Source organism: Streptomyces olivoverticillatus (assembly GCF_014203555.1).
Lineage (GTDB): Bacteria > Actinomycetota > Actinomycetes > Streptomycetales > Streptomycetaceae > Streptomyces > Streptomyces olivoverticillatus.
Genome location: NZ_JACHJH010000005.1, coordinates 487,721 through 505,240, shown reverse-complemented (window position 1 = coordinate 505,240; position 17,520 = coordinate 487,721). Strand labels below are relative to the sequence as shown.

Below are 17,520 nucleotides of genomic sequence, written 5' to 3'. Positions count from 1 at the left end.
GCCCCTCAGCGCTTCCCGTCGCCCGTCAGCAGCGACAGGTCCTGCCCCGCCTCCGGCACCGCCACCGCGGAGCGGTCGTCCGGCACCGGCTGGACCGTGAACATGGGGACGCCGTCCTTGGGCAGCGCCAGCATGCGCGAGACGTGCACCGGGCCGCCGGAGACCTTCTCCACCGTCACCGCGTACCCGCCCTTGGCGCCGTCCGGCTGCGGGGGCTCCACGGACAGGGTGGTGCCCGCCTTGACGGTGTACGTCTTACTGACCGGGGTGCCGCCCTCGCTGCCCGCCGAGGACGTCACCTTCACCTGCGCCTCCTTGCCGGGGGCGGCCAGTGCGAGGGTGCTCGCCTTGGCGCGGTTGTCGGCGACCGTGCCGCGGCCCTCTATGGCGGGCGTGGCCGGGATGAACGCCGTCTCCTGCTTGTCGTCCTTCCCGCGCGTCACGCGCAGCGCGGCGACGACCGCCCCGCTGCCGCGGTCCGCCGTCAGCAGCAGCGAACCGGCCTGGCCCTTGGTGACGTCGCCCAGGTCGACGTCGGCCGTCATACCGCTCTTGACGTGCAGCGACTCGTGCCCGGCCGGGCTGATCGAGCCGCTCGGCCCGGCCAGCCGCAGCTTGAGGTCCGCATCCGCCGAGCCGGGCGCGAAGGCGACGAGCCGTACGGACGTGGCGTCGGCGGGGATGCCCGGCAGCACCACGTCGGTCGAGGCGTCGGCGGAGGGCGCCAGCCAGTCGCCGCCGGTCTTCTCGTCGGACGCCTGGACCGCGGCCCCCACGCGGCCCGACCGGGCCGCCACGTGCAGGGTCAGGCTCTCCGTCGGGGCGTCCGTCAGCGTCGACAGCAGCACGGGCACGGTGGAGTGGGGCGGAACGTTGACGCCTTCTCCGGTGGGGGCGTTGATCCGGCCGTCCTTGCCGTAGAGCTCGAGGTCGACGACGGCGGCCGTGTTGTCCGGATTCGTCAGGTGCACATAGTCCTGGCGGCTCTTGGCGGTGCTCGCGCCGGGGAACCAGAAGGACGTGTCGGGGGCCCCGCAGGCCAGACCGTGCAGCCCGCGGCCGCTGCCCGCGCTGATGGTGGTGGTCTGCTGTGCCGTCCAGCCCGGGGCGAGCAGCCCGTCGGCCGTACCGAAGAGGGCGGGCGCGTCCGAGCGGTCGGTGGTCACGGTGACCGGTTTGCCCGGCTCCTTGAGGGAGAGGACGGGCTTGCCGGTCTCCTGCGGCTGGCCCTTGTCCTCCTTCTTCTTGTCCTTCTTGGCGTCCGTCTTCGGATCACCCTTCGGGTCGGTCTTCACTGCCGCGCCCGCTGCCGCCAGCAGGTCGGCCGAGGATCCCGAACCGCCGCCCTTGCCCTGGGGCGTGAACGCCGTGTACGTCGTCTCCCCCACGTCGGAGGAGGTGGGTGCCGGGCACAGCAGCGTCGTCCGCTGCACCGGCAGCCGCGCGGCCGTCTTCGGGCCCGTGCCGCCGCCGTGCGACGGGGGGTTGAGAGCCGCCACGCCGGTGACGACGGCGAGCGAGGCCGTGACGGCGAACAGAGACAGGGTGGTGCGCTTCACTGCTGCTCGCTCCCGTCACGGCGGGGGTGGCTGCCACCGCCGTACGTCGTGTCGTAGGGCTGGCCCTGTTCGGGGATCTGCCCGTAGCCGTACGGGTCGTAGGCGCCGCCGGTGCCGCCGGTGCCGTCGTCGTAGGAGGCCGGGTACTGCTGCTGGTACGAGCCGTCGTAGCCGTAGCCGCCCTCCTGATAGGGCTGTTGCTGCCCGTAGTACGCCTCCCACTCGGCGTACTGCTGCTGATGCGGCACGGCGGCGTAGGGATCCGCGTCGGGTGCGGCCACGGGCTCGTAGGGATCGGCGGCGGGGGCCGGGGCGGGGGGCTCGGGCACCTCGGGCGCCTCGGGGGCGGCGGCCTGCGCGGCCGCCCGGAGCCTGCGGGCCCGGCGGCCCTCCCCCGCGGCGGGCTGCGCCGGTACGGCCGCTTCCGCCACGGGCGCGGCCGGTTCGGCCTCCGGCAGGTCGTCGTCGACCTGCCGGCGGCGGCCCGGCAGCGCGAGGACTACGAGGACGAGCGCGAGCGCTCCTTGCGTCCACAGCCAGACCGTGCGGCCGGTGGGCGCTTCGTAGGTCAGGGCCAGCTTGCCGCCGCCGGAGGGCAGTCGGAAGCCCTGGGCCCAGCCGTCGACGGTGGTGCGGCTCAGCGGCTTGCCGTCGAGCGTGGCCCGCCAGCCGGGCGCGGCCTTGTCGGCGATGCGCAGCACCCGGTCGCCGGCGCCCGCGGGGATGGTGGTGTGCGCCTCGACGGGCCCGGAGGCCACCGCCACCGGTGCGCTCGCCTGTGCGTCCTGCCGGCCCGTACCGCCGACGATCGTGACGCGGGCGACCTGCCGGTCGACCCGCCACAGCGAGCTGCGGTCCTGCGAGCTGAGCCGGGTCAGGCCGGGGGTGGCGTCCAGGACGCGGCCCATGGACTTGGGTGCGCTGTCGCGGACGAGCACATAGCCGACGGCGTAGTCGCCGAGGCGGCCCGCCTGGTCGGCGCCGGAGCCGGCGACGAGGCCCGCGACCATGGCGTCGAGCCGCTTGTCGCGGCCCGCGGCCGCGGACGGTTCGGCATCGCCCAGGCGTGCTCCGGAGCCGCGGACGAGGGTGTAGGCGACCCGGCCCTCCTCCCCGCCGAGCACGAGGGTGCGGGGCTGGTCGCGGGTGCCGGCCTCCTCGGCGACGAACGCGGGCACCTGGACCGGGTCCCGGCGCTCCAGCGGCCCGTCGGCGCCGGTGACCATCCAGGCGCCGGCGGCGACCAGCGGGGCGGCCCCGGCGGCCAGTGCGATCAGGCCCGCGACGGGCTGCCGCCAGCCGAAGCTGAGCGCGGCAACCCGCTCGCGCGAGCCCTCGGCGCCGACGGCCGCGGCGGCCAGCAGGCCGAGGCCGTAGAGGAGGGTGGCGGGCCCGGCCCAGGCCGAGCGTCCCCCAGCTACCGCTGGGAGGTGCCCCCACAGAGCAGCGCACAGCAGTCCGGTGAGCGCCACGGCCCAGGCGGTACGGATCGCGGACTGCCGGTCCGGGCGCAGCAGGGCGGCGAGCGCGGCGAGGACGACGCCGAGGAGCAGCAGCCAGCCGAGGGTCTTGGGGCCGCCCGGGTCGGCCGCGAGCAGCTGCAGGGCGGAGGCGGTGCCGTGCCCGTAGTCCAGTCCGGCCTCGGTGAGGAAGCGGGCCGGGTCGGTGAACAGGCCGAGCGACCACGGCGCGAGGACGACGAGGGGGGTGCCCGTGGCCGCAAGCAGGCGTGGGCCGTACACGGCCAGGCTCGCGGCGGTGCTGCGGGCGCGCAGCGCCAGCACGCCCAGTCCCAGCAGCAGCGCCAGCGGCCACACCACGGGGGTGAAGGCGGTGGTGACGGTGAGCAGGAGGGCGTACGTCCAGCAGGCGCGCCAGCCGGGGCGCGCGGCCGGGTCCCGGAAGCCGCCGGCGGTGACGGCCGCGCGTGCCATGAGCGGCAGCAGCACGGCGAGCACGGCGGTGCCGAGCCGTCCGGTGGCGAGGGCGCCGGTGGCGGCGGGCAGGAAGGCGTAGGCGACGCTCGCCCAGGCGCGCAGCAGCCGGGAGGAGACCAGGGGGCGGGAGGCGAAGTAGGCGGTAAGTCCGGCCAGGGGCACCGAGCAGACCAGCAGCAGGGTGAGGGTGAAGCCGGTGGAGCCGAGGCAGAGCGTGGTGAGGGCGGCGAGGACGGCCGCGTACGGGGGGCCGCCCGCGGTGCTGCCGGTGCCGACGGGGTGCCAGGCCGCGGTGTAGGCCGACCAGAGCCCGGAGAGGTGGTCGGGTACGGGCAGCAGGGCGCCGCCGGAGAGGGAGCCGCCGCCGAACAGGCCGCGGCAGGCCACGGCGGAGACGAGCAGCAGGAGGGCGAAGAGGACGGGGGCGGGTCTGCGCGCGATGCGCTTGAGCCGCGTGAACTGTTCGATCTCCAGGTAGTCGGCGTCATCGCCGCCGGGGCCGGATTCGACGGCGCCGTGGCGTCCGGCGGAGGACTGGCCGTCGTCCGCACGGGCGCCGAAGTCGCTGGCGAGCTGTTCGACGGTGGCGCGGAGGGTGGCTCCGGGCGGCGGGAAGAGCGGCCGCAGCTCGCCGGGCGGGGTCTTCGGCCGCCCGCGCCGCTTGCGCGCCGCGAGGATGCGCCCGGGGCGCAGCAGGATGCCCGCGAAGCCGGCGAGTTCGTCGAGCGCCTGTCCGGGGGCCTTGCCGACGAGGTAGCCGAGGGTGCGCAGCAGGGTGCCGAGCACCACGCGGAGCATGACGTAGGGCAGCAGGGGGCCCCGGCTGTTGGCGAGCAGGGTGTAGACGGCGCCGGCCTTGTCGACGCGGTGCGGGTTGGCCGGTCTGCGGCCCACGCAGTCGACGGGGCGGCGCTCGCGGGCGGATGCCTCGGCGTGCCGCAGGACGGCGTCGGGGGCGACGAGGACGCGGTGTCCGGCGGCGTGGGCGCGCCAGCACAGGTCGACGTCGTCGCGCATCAGGGGCAGGCGGGGGTCGAAGCCGCCGAGCTCTTCCCACACGTCGCGGCGCACGAGCATGCCCGCGGTGGAGACGGACAGGACGGGGCGCACCTGGTCGTGCTGGCCCTGGTCCTGCTCGCGGCGCTCCAGGCCGGTCCAGCGGCGGCCGCTGCGGGCGATGGAGGCGCCGACCTCCAGCAGCTGCCTGCGGTCGTACCAGCTGCGCAGCTTGGGGCCGACGACGGCGGCGTGGGGGTCGGAGTCGGCCACGCGCAGCAGTTCGTGCAGGGCCGCGGGGTCGGGGGCGCAGTCGTCGTGCAGGAGCCAGAGCCACTGCACGGGCTCGAGGTCCGTCCGGCGCGAGTCGTAGGAGTCGTACGCGCCGGAGGGGTCGGACGGATCCTGGCCGTTCTCGCGCCAGGTACGGCCGACGGGGTCCCAGCCGCTGGAGCTCTTGAGGTAGGGGAGCTCCTCGGCGGTGAGCCTGGCGGCCGTGCGGACGGCTTCGTCGACGGCCGTGCCGAAGCCCGCGCGGCGGGCGAGGTGCAGGACCTTGTCGTCGCCGAGGGCGTCGGCGAGCAGCTGTGCGGAGTGGTCGGCGCTGCCGGTGTCCGCGGCGACCGCCTGCTGCACCGGCCGCTCCTGGCCGAGCAGGCCGGAGAGGGCGTCGGGCAGCCAGCGCGCGCCGTCGTGGGCGACGAGCACGGCGGTGACGACGTGCCGGGGGAACGCCGGGGGGATGGTGGGGTCGAACATGGCAGGTACGGGCCCCGGTTCAGTGGGCTGCGGTGGACGTGTGAGCGCCCCGGGAGGCGTCGGTACGTCTCGGACGGCCACCCACCCTAGTGGCTGCGAACACAGCGGTCCGCCTCTCGCTTGCGGGGCGCGAGAGGCGGACCGTGCGGTATGAAGCGTGGTGCGGGAGTGTGCGGACCGGGCGGCCCTTCATTCCCCTTGGCGAGCCCTGGGTAAGACATGTCGTCAGGTCGTGACGTCGGTCTCGGACCGTGACCGTCAGACCGCGGCCTTCTTGAGGCGGCGGCGCTCACGTTCGGACAAACCGCCCCAGATTCCGAAGCGTTCATCGTTGGCCAGGGCATACTCAAGGCATTCGGAACGGACTTCACAGGCAAGGCAGACTTTCTTCGCCTCACGCGTGGATCCGCCCTTTTCGGGGAAGAAGGACTCGGGGTCGGTCTGAGCGCACAGTGCGCGCTCCTGCCAGCCGAGCTCCTCGTCCGCCTCCTCGACCAGCAGTTGCTGGAACAGCTCGGTCATGTGCGCCCCTCGTCTGTCATTGCGTCCCCGTGTGCTGCCGCGATCAGTTGCGGCAGAACGACACGAGTGAAATTACAAGTGCGGCGATCCGGGCCAGTCAAGCCGGGATCTGCTATTGAGCCCCTTATTCACTCTGCGGAACCAAGGCTGAGCGTAAAGTTGCCAAATCGCCACAAGAGTGGACACTTCCCTCGGCCGCCACAGGTGCCCCGTCCCTCACTCGGGAAACCCTCGGGGGACCCTCGGAAAAGAGGACGTCAAGCAGGGCGAAGCCGTTGCATCACGGCTTAACGGGTGGCTTTGGATGCACGGCCCTTGTCCGGTCCTCACGGAACGGAAACCTTTCGTCCCGCTCAGTAACCGATAGAGTGAACGATTGACGCCAAAACGGACATGCGGTTGACAGGGGCGCCGTCGAGCCGGTCTCCTTGTCGGCATGCCAGCGACCTCTTTCCCCATGGCTTCCGCCATGCGGAACCTCAGCCTGACCCGTGCCTACGGGTCCCGCTGTGCTGCCCAGGCGCGCTGTCGCTGTTCCAGCTGTTGATGCCCCAGAGCTCCGGCTGATTCTCCCCGCCCGCACGGTCGCACTTCCGGCCGGCTTCGTGCCGCACGCCCCTGCGCCCGTACGCGCTCGTATGCATCCGCAATCGATGCATCCCGCCACAGCACCGCGCCGCCCCAGCACTTTCGCCGAGGAACCGAACGCATATGAACAGCGACGTCCAGATCGCCGGTGACCCGCTCGCCATCCCGCACCTGATGCCGCCGCCCGCCGCCCACCCCGCCACCGTCGCCGAGTTCGCGGGCCTGGCCCGCGCCGTCGCCGCCGACCGCGCCGCCTGGGCCCACCTCGTCCGCTACGACGCCGTCACCCGCTGGTACCACCGGCTGCGCACCGGCCCCGGCTACGAGGTGTGGCTGCTGAGCTGGGTGCCCGGCCAGGGCAGCGGGCTCCACGACCACGGCCGCTCCTCCGGCGTGCTGACCGTCCTGGAGGGCGAGCTCACCGAGCGCTCCACCGGCGCGCGCCGAGTGCTGGGCGCGGGCGCCCAGCGCGTCTTCGCGCCCGGCTACGCCCACGAGGTCGTCAACGACTCCCTGGAGCCGGCCGTCAGCCTGCACGTCTACTTCCCCGGCCTCACCGAGATGCCGATGCACCGCCCGCACTGCGGCGCCGCCGCCCGGCCCTCGGCCGAGGCCGCCGCGCTGTGACGGGCATGTGACGGGCACCCCTCCGGGTGCCGTGCCGCCGGGCGGCTGCTGACAGACTGCCCCCATGCAGCGCATTGTGGTTCTGGCCGGCGGGATCGGGGGCGCCCGCTTCCTCCGTGGCCTCAAGTCAGCAGTCCCCGACGCGGACATCACCGTCATCGGCAACACCGGTGACGACATCCACCTCTTCGGTCTCAAGGTCTGTCCCGACCTCGACACGGTGATGTACACGCTCGGCGGCGGCATCCACGAGGAGCAGGGGTGGGGCCGCGCCGGCGAGACCTTCGCCGTGAAGGAGGAGCTCGCGGCCTACGGCGTGGGCCCCGAGTGGTTCGGCCTGGGCGACCGCGACTTCGCCACGCACATCGTGCGCACCCAGATGCTGGCCGCCGGATATCCGCTGAGCGCGGTCACCGAGGCGCTGTGCGCCCGGTGGCAGCCGGGCGTGCGGCTGCTGCCGATGACCGACGACCGCGTCGAGACCCATGTCCTGGTGGACCTGGAGGGCGCCCGCAAGGCCGTCCACTTCCAGGAGTACTGGGTGCGGCTGCGGGCCGAGGTGCCCGCCCACGCGATCGTGCCGGTCGGCGCGGAGGAGGCCAAGCCCGCGCCTGGCGTGCTCGAAGCCCTCGCCGCCGCCGACGTCATCCTCTTCCCGCCGTCCAACCCCGTCGTCAGCGTCGGCTCCATCCTCTCCGTGCCCGGCATCCGCGAGGCCGTCGCCGCCGCGGACGCACCCGTCGTCGGCCTCTCCCCCATCGTCGGCGGCTCCCCGGTGCGCGGCATGGCCGACAAGGTGCTGGCCGCCGTCGGCGTCGAGTCCACCGCCGCGGCCGTCGCCCGGCACTACGGCTCCGATCTGCTGGACGGCTGGCTGGTGGACACCGTCGACGCGCAGGCGGTGGCCGAGGTCGAGGCCGCGGGCATCCGCTGCCGCGCGGTGCCGCTGATGATGACCGACACCGACGCCACGGCGAAGATGGCGGCCGAGGCACTGGCGCTGGCCGGGGAGGTACGGGCATGAGCACGGCCCCCGGCTTCCGCGCCTGGGCGCTGCCCGGCATCCCCGAAGTCCGGCCCGGGGACGACCTCGCCAAGCTCATCACGCTGGCGGCCACCGCCGAGGGGCTGCCGGGCCTGGCCGACGGCGACGTCCTGATCGTCACCTCGAAGATCGTCAGCAAGGCCGAGGACCGCATCGTGCAGGCGGCGGACCGCGAGGCCGCGATCGATGCCGAGTCCGTCCGGCTGGTGGCCCGGCGCGGCCCCCTGCGCATCGTCGAGAACCGGCTCGGCCTGGTGATGGCCGCGGCCGGCGTCGACGCCTCCAACACCCCCTCGGGCACCGTGCTGCTGCTGCCCGAGGACCCGGACGCCTCGGCCCGCCGCATCCGCACCGGCGTGCGGGACGCGCTCGGTGTGGACGTCGGCGTGATCGTCACCGACACCTCCGGGCGGCCCTGGCGCAAGGGCCTGACCGACATCGCGATCGGCGCCGCGGGCCTGCGCGTCCTGGACGACCTGCGCGGCGGCACGGACACCCACGGCAACCCCCTGGTCGCCACCGTCGTCGCCACCGCCGACGAGCTGGCCGCCGCGGGCGACCTGGTCAAGGGCAAGGCCGGCGGGCTGCCGGTGGCCGTGGTGCGCGGGCTGGGGCACGTCACCGGGGGCGACGAGGAGGAGGGCGCCCGCGAGCTGGTGCGGCCCGCCGTGGACGACATGTTCCGGCTGGGCGCCTCCGAGGCCGTACGGGAAGCGATGACGCTGCGGCGCACCGTGCGGGAGTTCGCCGACGAGCCGGTGGACCCGCAGGCCGTGCGGCGCGCCGTCGCCGCCGCGGTCACCGCGCCGGCGCCGCACCACACCACGCCGTGGCGCTTCGTCCTGCTGGAGTCCGAGGAGTCGCGGGTGCGGCTGCTGGACGCGATGCGGGACGCCTGGATCGCGGACCTGCGCGCCGACGGGCGCTCGGAGGAGAGCATCGCCAAGCGGGTGCGCCGCGGGGACGTGCTGCGCCGCGCGCCGTACCTGGCGGTGCCGTGCCTGGTGACGGAGGGCTCCCACGCCTACCCGGACGCGCGGCGCAGCACGGCGGAGCGGGAGATGTTCGTCGTGGCGGCCGGTGCCGCCGTGCAGAACTTCCTGGTCACGCTGGCGAGCGAGCGGCTGGGGTCGGCGTGGGTGTCCTCGACGATGTTCTGCCGCGACGTGGTGCGGGAGGTCCTGGAGCTGCCGGAGGGCTGGGATCCGATGGGTGCGGTGGCGATCGGCCGCCCGGCGGCCGAGCCCGGCGCCCGGCCGGCCCGGGACGCGGGGGCGTTCATAGCGGTGCGGTGAGGCTCGGATGCCGCTTCGGATGCCGCTTCAGATGCCGCTGAAGTCGCGCACCGAGAAGCGCGGCGCCCGGCGCGGGGGCGTCACCCCGCTCAGCAGGATCAGGCGGCACGCCCGGTGCCGCTGTCCCGCGTACGGGGCGAGCAGTTCGAGCATGCCCGCGTCGTCCGTGCCGCGCTCGCCCGTCAGCGCATAGCCGACGGTCTTCGGCAGGTGCAGGTCGCCCGTGGTCACCGCGTCGGCCGCGCCGTTGCTGCGCTGAAGCGTTTCGGCCGCCGTCCACGGGCCGATGCCGGGGACCGCCTGCAGGCGGGCGGCGGCGCGGGTCTCGTCCATGGCCGCCGCCTCTTCGAGGCGCGCCGCCACGCGGACCGCGCGCAGGATCGTCGACGACCGCTTGGCGTCGACGCCCGCCTTGTGCCACTCCCAGGACGGGATCAGCGCCCAGGTCCGCGGATCCGGCATGACCCGCATCCGGGCGGCCGGGCCGTCGGCCGGCCCGGGAGCGGGCTCGCCGAAGCGCTGCAGCAGCAGGCGCCAGGCGCGGTACGCCTCGTCGCTGGTGACCTTCTGCTCCAGGATCGAGGGGATCAGAGACTCCAGGACCAGGCCGGTGCGGGCCAGCCGCAGCCCGGGGTTGCGGCGGTGCGCCTCGGCCAGGAGCCGGTGGCGGGGTACGAACGCGGCGGGGTCGTCCTCGGCGCCGAGCAGCGTGGGGAGCGTCTCCAGCAGCCAGGCGGCGCCGGGCCCCCACGCCCGGCCGTGGACGGCGCCGTCCCGGACGGTCAGGCACAGGGTGCCGGGGCCGGCCGGGGTGCGGCTGGCGCGCCAGAGGGAGCCGTCCGGTGCGGCGCGGAAGGCGGGGTCGCCGGGGCCGCGGGCCAGGACGCGCAGGGTGCGGTCCAGGTCGTACGGGCCCGGTGGGGCCCAGCTCCGCGTTGCCGTTGCCATCCTGGCCAGGGTACGCGGCCCCCGCCGGGGCCTACTGGTCCGAGGAGAAGCGGATCGCCGACTGGGGGATGCGGGCGCCGCACCAGATGCGGGCCCCCGCGCACAGTTCGTTGTCGGGGCCGATGTGGGCGCCGTCGCCGATGACGGCGCCGTCCAGGACCGTGCGCGCCCCGATGCGGGCCCCCGCGCCGATCAGGGAGTCGCGGATGCGGGCGCCCGACTCCACGACCGCGCCGTCCAGGACCGTGCTGCCGTCGATCCGCGCGCCCGGCTCCACGCGTGCGCCCGCGCCGATGACCGTGCCGCCCATGAGCTTGGCGTCGGGGGCGACCTCGGCGGTGTCGAGGACGAGGCGGTCGCCGCAGCGGCCGGGGACGGCCGGGGAGGGGGCGCGGCCCATGACGAGGTCGGCCGAGCCGCGGACGAAGGCCTGCGGGGTGCCGAGGTCGAGCCAGTAGGTGGAGTCGACCATGCCCTGCAGATGGGCGCCGGACGCCAGCAGCCCGGGGAAGGTCTCGCGCTCGACCGAGACGGGCCGGCCTTCCGGGATGGAGTCGATTATCGAGCGGTTGAAGACGTAGGCGCCCGCGTTGATCTGGTCGGTGACGATCTCCTCGGGCGTCTGGGGCTTCTCCAGGAACGCCGTGACGCGGCCCGTCTCGTCGGTCGGCACCAGTCCGAAGGCCCGGGGGTCCTCGACGCGGGTCAGGTGCAGGGAGACGTCCGCGCCGGTGGTGCGGTGGGTGTCCACGAGGGCCTCGATGTCCAGGCCCGTGAGGATGTCGCCGTTGAAGATCAGCACCGGGTCGCCGGGGGCGGAGTGCAGGCGGGAGGCCACGTTGCGGATGGCGCCGCCGGTGCCGAGGGGTTCCTCCTCGGTCACGTACTCCAGGTGCAGGCCGAGCTCCGACCCGTCGCCGAAGTAGGGCTCGAAGACCTCGGCGAGGTACGAGGTGGCGAGCACGATGTGCTCGACGCCCGCCGCCCGCGCACGGGCGAGCTGGTGGGTGAGGAACGGGACGCCCGCCGCCGGCACCATCGGCTTGGGGGTGTGCACCGTCAGCGGGCGCAGCCGGGTGCCCTTGCCGCCGACCAGGAGGATCGCTTCTGTCACCTGTCGTCTCTGCTTCCTGCTGGGGCCGGGCCGTGATCGGCGGCCAGTGTATGCAGAACGTACCCCTCCGGCCGCGCCCGGTCAGCGCCCCTGGAGGCGGGCGGCCGCCGAGCGGGCCCCGCCGAGGCGGCTGTAGAGGCGCTCACCAGGGCATTCGGTGGCGTAGCCGTCCCGGTGCCCGGAGATCACCTTGAGCCGTACCGTGGCGCCCTTCTTGAAGAGGTTGCCGCCGCCGGACACCAGCGAGGCGGTGCCGAGCGGGTTCACGCCGTAGAGGCCGAGCTTCCATGAAGTGAGGGCGGCCACGGCGTCCACCGCGGCACTGGACGGGTTGCTTTTTCCGAAGGATCCGAGAACGGCGATCCCCATGCTGTTGGTGTTGAAACCGAGAGTATGGGCGCCTCTGACGGGTTTCGCCACACCGCCTGCCCGCCCCTCGTAGACGGTGCCGCACTTGTCGATGAGGAAGTTGTAGCCGATGTCCCGCCAGCCGCTGCTGACCACGTGGTAGCGGTAGATACCGCGGATGACGGAGGCCGACTGTGCGCAGCTGTAGCCGTTGCCGGAGGCCGTGTGGTGGACGAACGCGGCCTTCACGGTCTTGGTGTAGGGGAAGTTGCGCTCGCGGATGGACTCGTCTGCGCCCCAGCCCGCCCGGGTGACGATGCGGGGGCGGGGGCCCACGTAGCGGCCGAGGTCGGGGCCGCCCGAGTCGGAGGCCTCGCTGTCGTCGGACGGGTAGGAGTCGCCCGGGTCGATGCCGTCGGAAGGGCTGTCGGTGGGACTGTCGGTCGGACCGCCGGACGGGATGTCGGTCGGACTGTCGGTCGGGCCGTCGGAGGGATCGTCGGAGGGGCCGTCGGTGGTCGGCAGGCCGGGGACGGTGGAGTCCGAGTCGCCGCGGGAGTCGGAGGGCCGCCCCTCGCGCCCCGCGCCGTCCACGTGGGTCGCGGCGACGTCCCCTTCGGAGGCGGGCTTGTCGAGGGCCGGGATCTCCAGGGCGCCCAGCGGGGCGAGCGGGGCGTTGGCGGCCGAGGCGGCGTTCTCCTCGTCGGTGGGCACGGGCGGGGCACCGCGCCGGCCGGCCGTCCGTGCGGCGCCCTTGGCCGGGTCCGTACCGGGGTCGACGAGTTCCAGCTTCAGCCCGGAGGGCAGTGCGGAGGACTCGGACGTCCGGCCGGCCACCGGGTCCTGGCGGACCCTCACCTGGACGGCGTCGGAGGCGCCGACCCACAGCGGCGCGGTGGAGCCGCGCAGGCTGCCGCCGCGCGCCTCGGCCGAGTCCAGGTCGGGGCGGTCGTCGTCGTGCTCCTGCACGTCCTGCCAGCCGGACCAGGCATGGGTGTCCAGCGCGCGGGTGCGGATCTCCACGTGTCCTCGCAACTCCGCCGTGGCGTCGTCCCACACGACGCCCACCAGCGAGAACGGCCTGACGTCCCGGGCCGAGACGCCCATCTCGCCGCGCCGCACGCCCGCGGCGCGGCTCTTGTGGCCGAGCGGCACCAGCGGCAGCGAACGCGTCGAGCCGGGCACGGCGGGCGCGGTGGCGCCCGGGGCGGCCTCGGGTGCGGGACCGTCCGGCGGGGTGGTGGTGGCCACGGCCGCGCCGGAGGGGGTGGCGAGGAAGGGCAGGGTCAGCACGGCGGCGCAGGCGGTGACGGTCGAGGAGACGAGGTTTCCACGGTTTCCACGCATGACAGAAATCCTGGACATATCATCACACATCTGTCCATTTTTCCGGTTGACGGCGAGTCGGCCCCGACGGCCTCCCCGTCCCCTTGCCGCGCCTGCGTCCGACTGCCCGTCAGCGGCCCCGCGGCGTACCCTGACGCCGATGAACGCCACCGACCGCACCCCTGCCGACCTGCTACGTTCCGCGCTCACCGCGGACCCGGCCCGCCCGCTGGTGACCTTCTACGACGACGCCACCGGCGAGCGCGTGGAACTGTCCGTCGCCACTTTCGCCAATTGGGTGGCGAAGACCGCCAATCTGCTCCAAGGCGACCTGGCCGCCGAGCCCGGCATGCGCGCCGCCGTCCTGCTGCCCGCCCACTGGCAGACCGCCGTCTGGCTGCTCGCCTGCTCCTCGGTCGGCGTCGTGGCCGACGTCGGGGGCGACCCGGCCGCCGCCGACCTCGTGATCACCGGCCCGGACGCCCTGGAGCGGGCGAGCGCCTGCCCCGGGGAGCGCGTCGCGCTCGCCCTGCGCCCCCTGGGCGGCCGCTTCCCCGAGCCGCCGCGGGGCTTCATGGACTACGCCGTCGAGGTGCCGAGCCAGGGCGACCGCTTCACCCCGTACGCCCCCGTGGACGCCACCGCCCCCGCGCTCGCGGTGGCCGGCCGGGAGCTGACGGGCGAACAAATGGTCGAACAAGCCCGCGCGGACGCCCGGCAGCACGGCCTGACCCCGGGCTCGCGGATGCTCTCCGCACTGCCCTACGACAGCTGGGAGGGCCTCTCCGCCGGGCTCTACGCACCGCTGGCCGCGGGCGGCTCGGTCGTGCTCTGCCGCCACCTCGACCGCCTCCCCGGCGACGGCCTCGACAAGCGCCGCGAGAGCGAGCGCGTCACCGTGACGGCCCTCTGACGCTGCCGGAGCGCCGTATCCGGGCGATGATCGGCGGTATGCACGGCACGCCCGGACCGCCGCACGGCCCCCACACCAGGGGGCCGGGCGGCTGGATGTCCGTACCGCCGCCGCGCCGGCCGGGCCGGCGCGGGCAGCGCCGCTGGCTGCGCTGGCTGGCGCTGGGGCTGGCGGTGCTGGTGCTGTTGGTGGCCGGGATCGGCTGGGTGCTCTACGAGCGGCTCAACAGCAACATCACCACCGACACGGCAACCGCGGACGAGCTCGCCCGCTGGGAGAAGGAGCGCCCCAGCGCGCTGGTGGCCGGCGCCCAGAACATCCTGATCATCGGCTCCGACACCCGCAGCGGCACCGGCGGCGCCTACGGCGAGGACAGCGGCACCCAGCGCTCCGACACCACGATCCTGCTGCACCTGGCCGCCGACCGGAACAGCGCGACCGCCGTCAGCCTCCCCCGCGATCTGATGGCGCAGATCCCCGCCTGCCGCAAGCCCGACGGCACGTACACCAACGAGCGCTTCGCACAGTTCAACTGGGCCTACGAGCTCGCCGGGACCGCCTGCACGATCCGTACCGTCGAGAAGATCACCAATATCCGGATAGACCATCACATCGTGCTGGACTTCAACGGTTTCAAGCGTCTGGTCGATGCGGTGGACGGCGTCGAGCTGTGCTTGAAGAAGCCCGTCGACGACCGCGAGGCGCATCTCAAGCTGCCCGCGGGCCGCCAGGTGCTGCACGGCGAGGAAGCGCTCGGCTACGTCCGCGCCCGCTACAGCATCGGCGACGGCAGCGACACCGAACGGATGGGGCGGCAGCAGGAGTTCCTGGGTGCCCTGTTCCGGGAGATGCGCAGCGAGGGCGTCCTGCTCAACCCGGCCCGGCTCTACCCGGTGCTGGACGCGGCGACCAAGTCGCTGACCACGGACGCCGGGCTGGACTCGCTCAAGAAGATGTACAACCTCGTGCGGACGGTGCGCAACATCCCTTCCGACCGGGTGCAGTTCCTCACGGTGCCCCGCAAGCCGTACGCCTACAACGCCGACCGGGACGAGCTCGTACAGCCCGACGCCGACCAGCTCTTCCAGCAGCTGCGGATGGACAAGCCGGTGTCGGTGAGCGCCAACGTCCGCCCCGCAGACAGCAAGCCGGGCGCACCACGCCCGCGACCGGGTGCGCACCCCCGCAACAGGCCTGGCGCCGACGAGGACGACGGACCGGCCGAGCCCGAAGCACCCCCGGCTGCGCCGTATTACTCGCCGCATCCGTATCCTTCACCTGCTGCTTCACCGGCTGCTTCGGTCACCCCGGCGACGACGATCGCGCCTACGGCCGTGTCCGCCCCGCCCGTTCCGCCCCCTTCCGCCTCGTCCCCCTCCTCGGTCCCCGGCGCGCCGCCGACCTACACGGGGACGACCGCGGCACGTGGCGTATGCAGCTGAAACCGGTAAAGAACTCCTAAAAGGTGCGCGACTTTTTCGCGCCGGAGTTCGTTCTTGCACTGTTCTTCGCGAAGGGATTGGGCAGATTGCCCAGTTGTAGGGGAGTGCAATTTGTCACCGGCGTCGCTTGACGCTGAACTGGGCGGATAGTGTGAGCGCTCCGGTGTGCACGGCCTGAATTGACCACACACCGCACACACGACGTGGACAACGTGATCGAGCGCCTCATTGGGGGGTAGGCGCCGCGTGGCACCGACGGAGGATTCAAGCGACCGTGGACGCGCAAGGCCGTGGGCGGGCGGGCGACATCGACCCCGCCGACCAGTGGGTGTTCGACCCCGATACCGGCAGCTACGAGCTGCGGCTTGACCATGCCGAGGAGCCGTCGGCTCCCGGCACCACCCCCACTGCGGCGTCCGCGTCCGCTCCTCGCCCCACTGTCAGAGCACAGGGCTCCGCCAAGCTGAAGCCGGGCGCCAAGCCCAAGCCGGGCGGCGGCGACGGACGCACCGTGCCCGGACCGCGCGGCGGCAACGGCCGGCGCTCGGCGGTCAAGGCTGCCGCCGCGGGCCGCCGCAAGCCGAAGCCGAAGAAGACCGCGAAGAAGAAGGTCCTGATCTGGACCGGCGGCACCCTCGCCTTCGTCCTGGTCGGCGGCTCCATCGGCGCGTACTTGCTCTACCAGCACCTGAACAACAACATCGACAAGGTGGACGTGGGCGTGGACAACGCCGCGGTCACCAAGGGCCCGGTGAACATCCTCGTCATCGGCACCGACAAGCGCTCGGGCAAGGGCAACACGGGCTACGGCGACGACGGCAGCGTCGGCCACGCCGACACCACGCTGCTCTTCCACTTCTCCGAGGACCGGACGAACGCCACCGCGCTGTCCATCCCGCGTGACATGATCACCGACATCCCCGACTGCCCGACCAAGCAGAAGGACGGCTCCACCAAGACCATCCCGGGTTCCAAGAACGTCCGCTTCAACGAGAGCCTGGGCCAGGAGGACCGCGACCCGGGCTGTACCTGGCGGACCGTCGAGGCGGTGACCGGGCTGAAGGTCACTCACTTCATGATGGCCGACTTCAACGCCGTCAAGGAGCTCTCCTCGGCGGTCGGCGGTGTCGACGTCTGCCTGGCGAAGGACATCAACGACGCCGACTCGCACCTGAAGCTGAGCAAGGGCCACCACACCGTCGAAGGCGAGCAGGCCCTCGCCTTCGTACGCACCCGGCACTCCGTCGGCTTCGGCGGCGACCTGAGCCGGATCCAGCTCCAGCAGCAGTTCCTGAGCTCGATGATCCGCAAGATGAAGTCCGGCGACACCCTCACCAACCCCAAGAAGCTCTACGAACTCGGTGACGCCGCGACCAACTCGCTCACCGTCGACACCGGCATAGGTTCCATCAGCAAGCTGACGAGCCTGGGCAAAGAGCTCAGCAAGGTGAACATCAAGAACATCACTTTCGCGACCCTGCCCGTGCTCGACAACCCTGCCGACGGCAAGGTGAAAAAGACGGTCATCCTGGACAAGGGCAAGGCCGAACCGCTGCTGGCGATGATGCGTCAGGACGTCTCCCTCACCGAGGTGAAGGAGAAGGAGAAGGCCGACCAGGAGAAGGCGGACGCCCAGCAGGCGGCGCTGCTCAAGGGTGCACGGGCCGAGCCCGCGCAGGTCCGGGTCAAGGTGCTCAACGGCAGCGGCCGGATGGGCGCCGCACAGGAGACCGTCGCCTGGATGCAGAACTCCCAGGGCATGGTCCGCACCAGCAACGGCGGCAATGCATCCGGCGGCAAGAAGGACAAGACGCTGCTGGAGTTCGCCCCCAACCAGGCCGACCAGGCGCGCAAGCTCGCCGACGCCATGGGCCTGCCCGCCGACGCGCTCAAGCAGAGCACGGGGACCGCGGCGCCCACCGCGGAGATGACGCTGACCCTCGGCGCGGACTACCAGGGCACGGGCATTCCGGTCTCGGCACCGAAGAAGGCGCCCGAAGGCATCCAGAAGGTCGAAGCAGACGATAAGAACGTCTGCGCCAAATGAACCCTGCGAACGCCCTTTCGCATCTCATTACCCGGTAACACACTGATCAGGTAC

At 73.2% G+C, this 17,520-nt stretch carries 12 protein-coding genes; 6 read left to right on the top strand and 6 right to left on the bottom strand.

Translation table 11 applies throughout. The features are described from left to right. Positions 1–5: 5 nt before the first annotated feature. The 3 genes from FHS39_RS19430 to FHS39_RS19420 form a co-directional block, all read right to left on the bottom strand. Complete coding sequence (locus tag FHS39_RS19430) at positions 6–1,559, bottom strand: DUF5719 family protein (RefSeq protein WP_184350603.1); 1,554 nt, start codon at positions 1,557–1,559, stop codon at positions 6–8. Next, positions 1,556–5,251, bottom strand: coding sequence for a glycosyltransferase family 2 protein (locus tag FHS39_RS19425; protein WP_184350602.1), 3,696 nt, complete (start codon positions 5,249–5,251; stop codon positions 1,556–1,558). Before FHS39_RS19425 ends, FHS39_RS19430 begins: the two co-directional genes overlap by 4 nt. A 258-nt stretch (positions 5,252–5,509) precedes the next feature. Beyond that, a complete protein-coding gene (locus FHS39_RS19420; protein ID WP_004952403.1) occupies positions 5,510–5,773 on the bottom strand; it encodes a WhiB family transcriptional regulator in 264 nt (87 codons plus the stop codon). A gap of 711 nt (positions 5,774–6,484) precedes the next feature. Between FHS39_RS19420 and FHS39_RS19415 the strand changes: the two genes are divergently transcribed. The 3 genes from FHS39_RS19415 (at position 6,485) to FHS39_RS19405 (ending at position 9,328) form a co-directional block, all read left to right on the top strand. After that, complete coding sequence (locus FHS39_RS19415) at positions 6,485–6,988, top strand: cysteine dioxygenase (protein ID WP_045932796.1); 504 nt, start codon at positions 6,485–6,487, stop codon at positions 6,986–6,988. 64 nt (positions 6,989–7,052) lie between these two features. After that, positions 7,053–8,012: a 2-phospho-L-lactate transferase gene (gene cofD / locus FHS39_RS19410; RefSeq protein ID WP_184350601.1), complete on the top strand. Its 960-nt coding sequence runs from the start codon at positions 7,053–7,055 to the stop codon at positions 8,010–8,012. Beyond that, positions 8,009–9,328, top strand: coding sequence for a coenzyme F420-0:L-glutamate ligase (locus tag FHS39_RS19405; RefSeq protein WP_184350600.1), 1,320 nt, complete (start codon positions 8,009–8,011; stop codon positions 9,326–9,328). Before cofD ends, FHS39_RS19405 begins: the two co-directional genes overlap by 4 nt. A 27-nt stretch (positions 9,329–9,355) precedes the next feature. Here FHS39_RS19405 and FHS39_RS19400 read toward each other — a convergent pair whose 3' ends face one another. The 3 genes from FHS39_RS19400 to FHS39_RS19390 all read right to left on the bottom strand — a co-directional run bounded on the left by FHS39_RS19400 (position 9,356) and on the right by FHS39_RS19390 (position 13,085). Next, the gene (locus FHS39_RS19400) at positions 9,356–10,276 is read right to left on the bottom strand and encodes a DNA-3-methyladenine glycosylase family protein (RefSeq protein WP_184350599.1); all 921 of its coding nucleotides are present in this window, start codon (positions 10,274–10,276) and stop codon (positions 9,356–9,358) included. A gap of 31 nt (positions 10,277–10,307) precedes the next feature. Then, complete coding sequence (gene manB / locus FHS39_RS19395; RefSeq protein WP_045932800.1) at positions 10,308–11,390, bottom strand: mannose-1-phosphate guanylyltransferase; 1,083 nt, start codon at positions 11,388–11,390, stop codon at positions 10,308–10,310. A gap of 81 nt (positions 11,391–11,471) precedes the next feature. Further along, a complete protein-coding gene (locus tag FHS39_RS19390; RefSeq protein WP_184350598.1) occupies positions 11,472–13,085 on the bottom strand; it encodes a peptidoglycan recognition protein family protein in 1,614 nt (537 codons plus the stop codon). A 139-nt stretch (positions 13,086–13,224) separates the two neighbouring features. Here FHS39_RS19390 and FHS39_RS19385 point away from each other — a divergent pair, with 139 nt between their 5' ends. The 3 genes from FHS39_RS19385 to FHS39_RS19375 all read left to right on the top strand — a co-directional run bounded on the left by FHS39_RS19385 (position 13,225) and on the right by FHS39_RS19375 (position 17,466). Then, the gene (locus FHS39_RS19385; protein WP_184350597.1) at positions 13,225–13,977 is read left to right on the top strand and encodes a TIGR03089 family protein; all 753 of its coding nucleotides are present in this window, start codon (positions 13,225–13,227) and stop codon (positions 13,975–13,977) included. A gap of 95 nt (positions 13,978–14,072) precedes the next feature. Then, positions 14,073–15,419: an LCP family protein gene (locus FHS39_RS19380; RefSeq protein WP_246470364.1), complete on the top strand. Its 1,347-nt coding sequence runs from the start codon at positions 14,073–14,075 to the stop codon at positions 15,417–15,419. 274 nt (positions 15,420–15,693) lie between these two features. Beyond that, positions 15,694–17,466: an LCP family glycopolymer transferase gene (locus FHS39_RS19375; RefSeq protein WP_184350595.1), complete on the top strand. Its 1,773-nt coding sequence runs from the start codon at positions 15,694–15,696 to the stop codon at positions 17,464–17,466. Positions 17,467–17,520: the final 54 nt, after the last annotated feature.

Excerpts from the sequence above, each read along its gene's own strand:
- FHS39_RS19425 (WP_184350602.1), bottom strand. The coding sequence starts at position 5,251 with ATGTTCGACCCCACCATCCCCCCGGCGTTCCCCCGGCACGTCGTCACC.
- FHS39_RS19420 (WP_004952403.1), bottom strand. The coding sequence starts at position 5,773 with ATGACCGAGCTGTTCCAGCAACTGCTGGTCGAGGAGGCGGACGAGGAG.
- FHS39_RS19415 (WP_045932796.1), top strand. The coding sequence starts at position 6,485 with ATGAACAGCGACGTCCAGATCGCCGGTGACCCGCTCGCCATCCCGCAC.
- cofD (WP_184350601.1), top strand. The coding sequence starts at position 7,053 with ATGCAGCGCATTGTGGTTCTGGCCGGCGGGATCGGGGGCGCCCGCTTC.
- FHS39_RS19405 (WP_184350600.1), top strand. The coding sequence starts at position 8,009 with ATGAGCACGGCCCCCGGCTTCCGCGCCTGGGCGCTGCCCGGCATCCCC.
- FHS39_RS19400 (WP_184350599.1), bottom strand. The coding sequence starts at position 10,276 with ATGGCAACGGCAACGCGGAGCTGGGCCCCACCGGGCCCGTACGACCTG.
- FHS39_RS19390 (WP_184350598.1), bottom strand. The coding sequence starts at position 13,085 with ATGCGTGGAAACCGTGGAAACCTCGTCTCCTCGACCGTCACCGCCTGC.
- FHS39_RS19385 (WP_184350597.1), top strand. The coding sequence starts at position 13,225 with ATGAACGCCACCGACCGCACCCCTGCCGACCTGCTACGTTCCGCGCTC.
- FHS39_RS19380 (WP_246470364.1), top strand. The coding sequence starts at position 14,073 with ATGTCCGTACCGCCGCCGCGCCGGCCGGGCCGGCGCGGGCAGCGCCGC.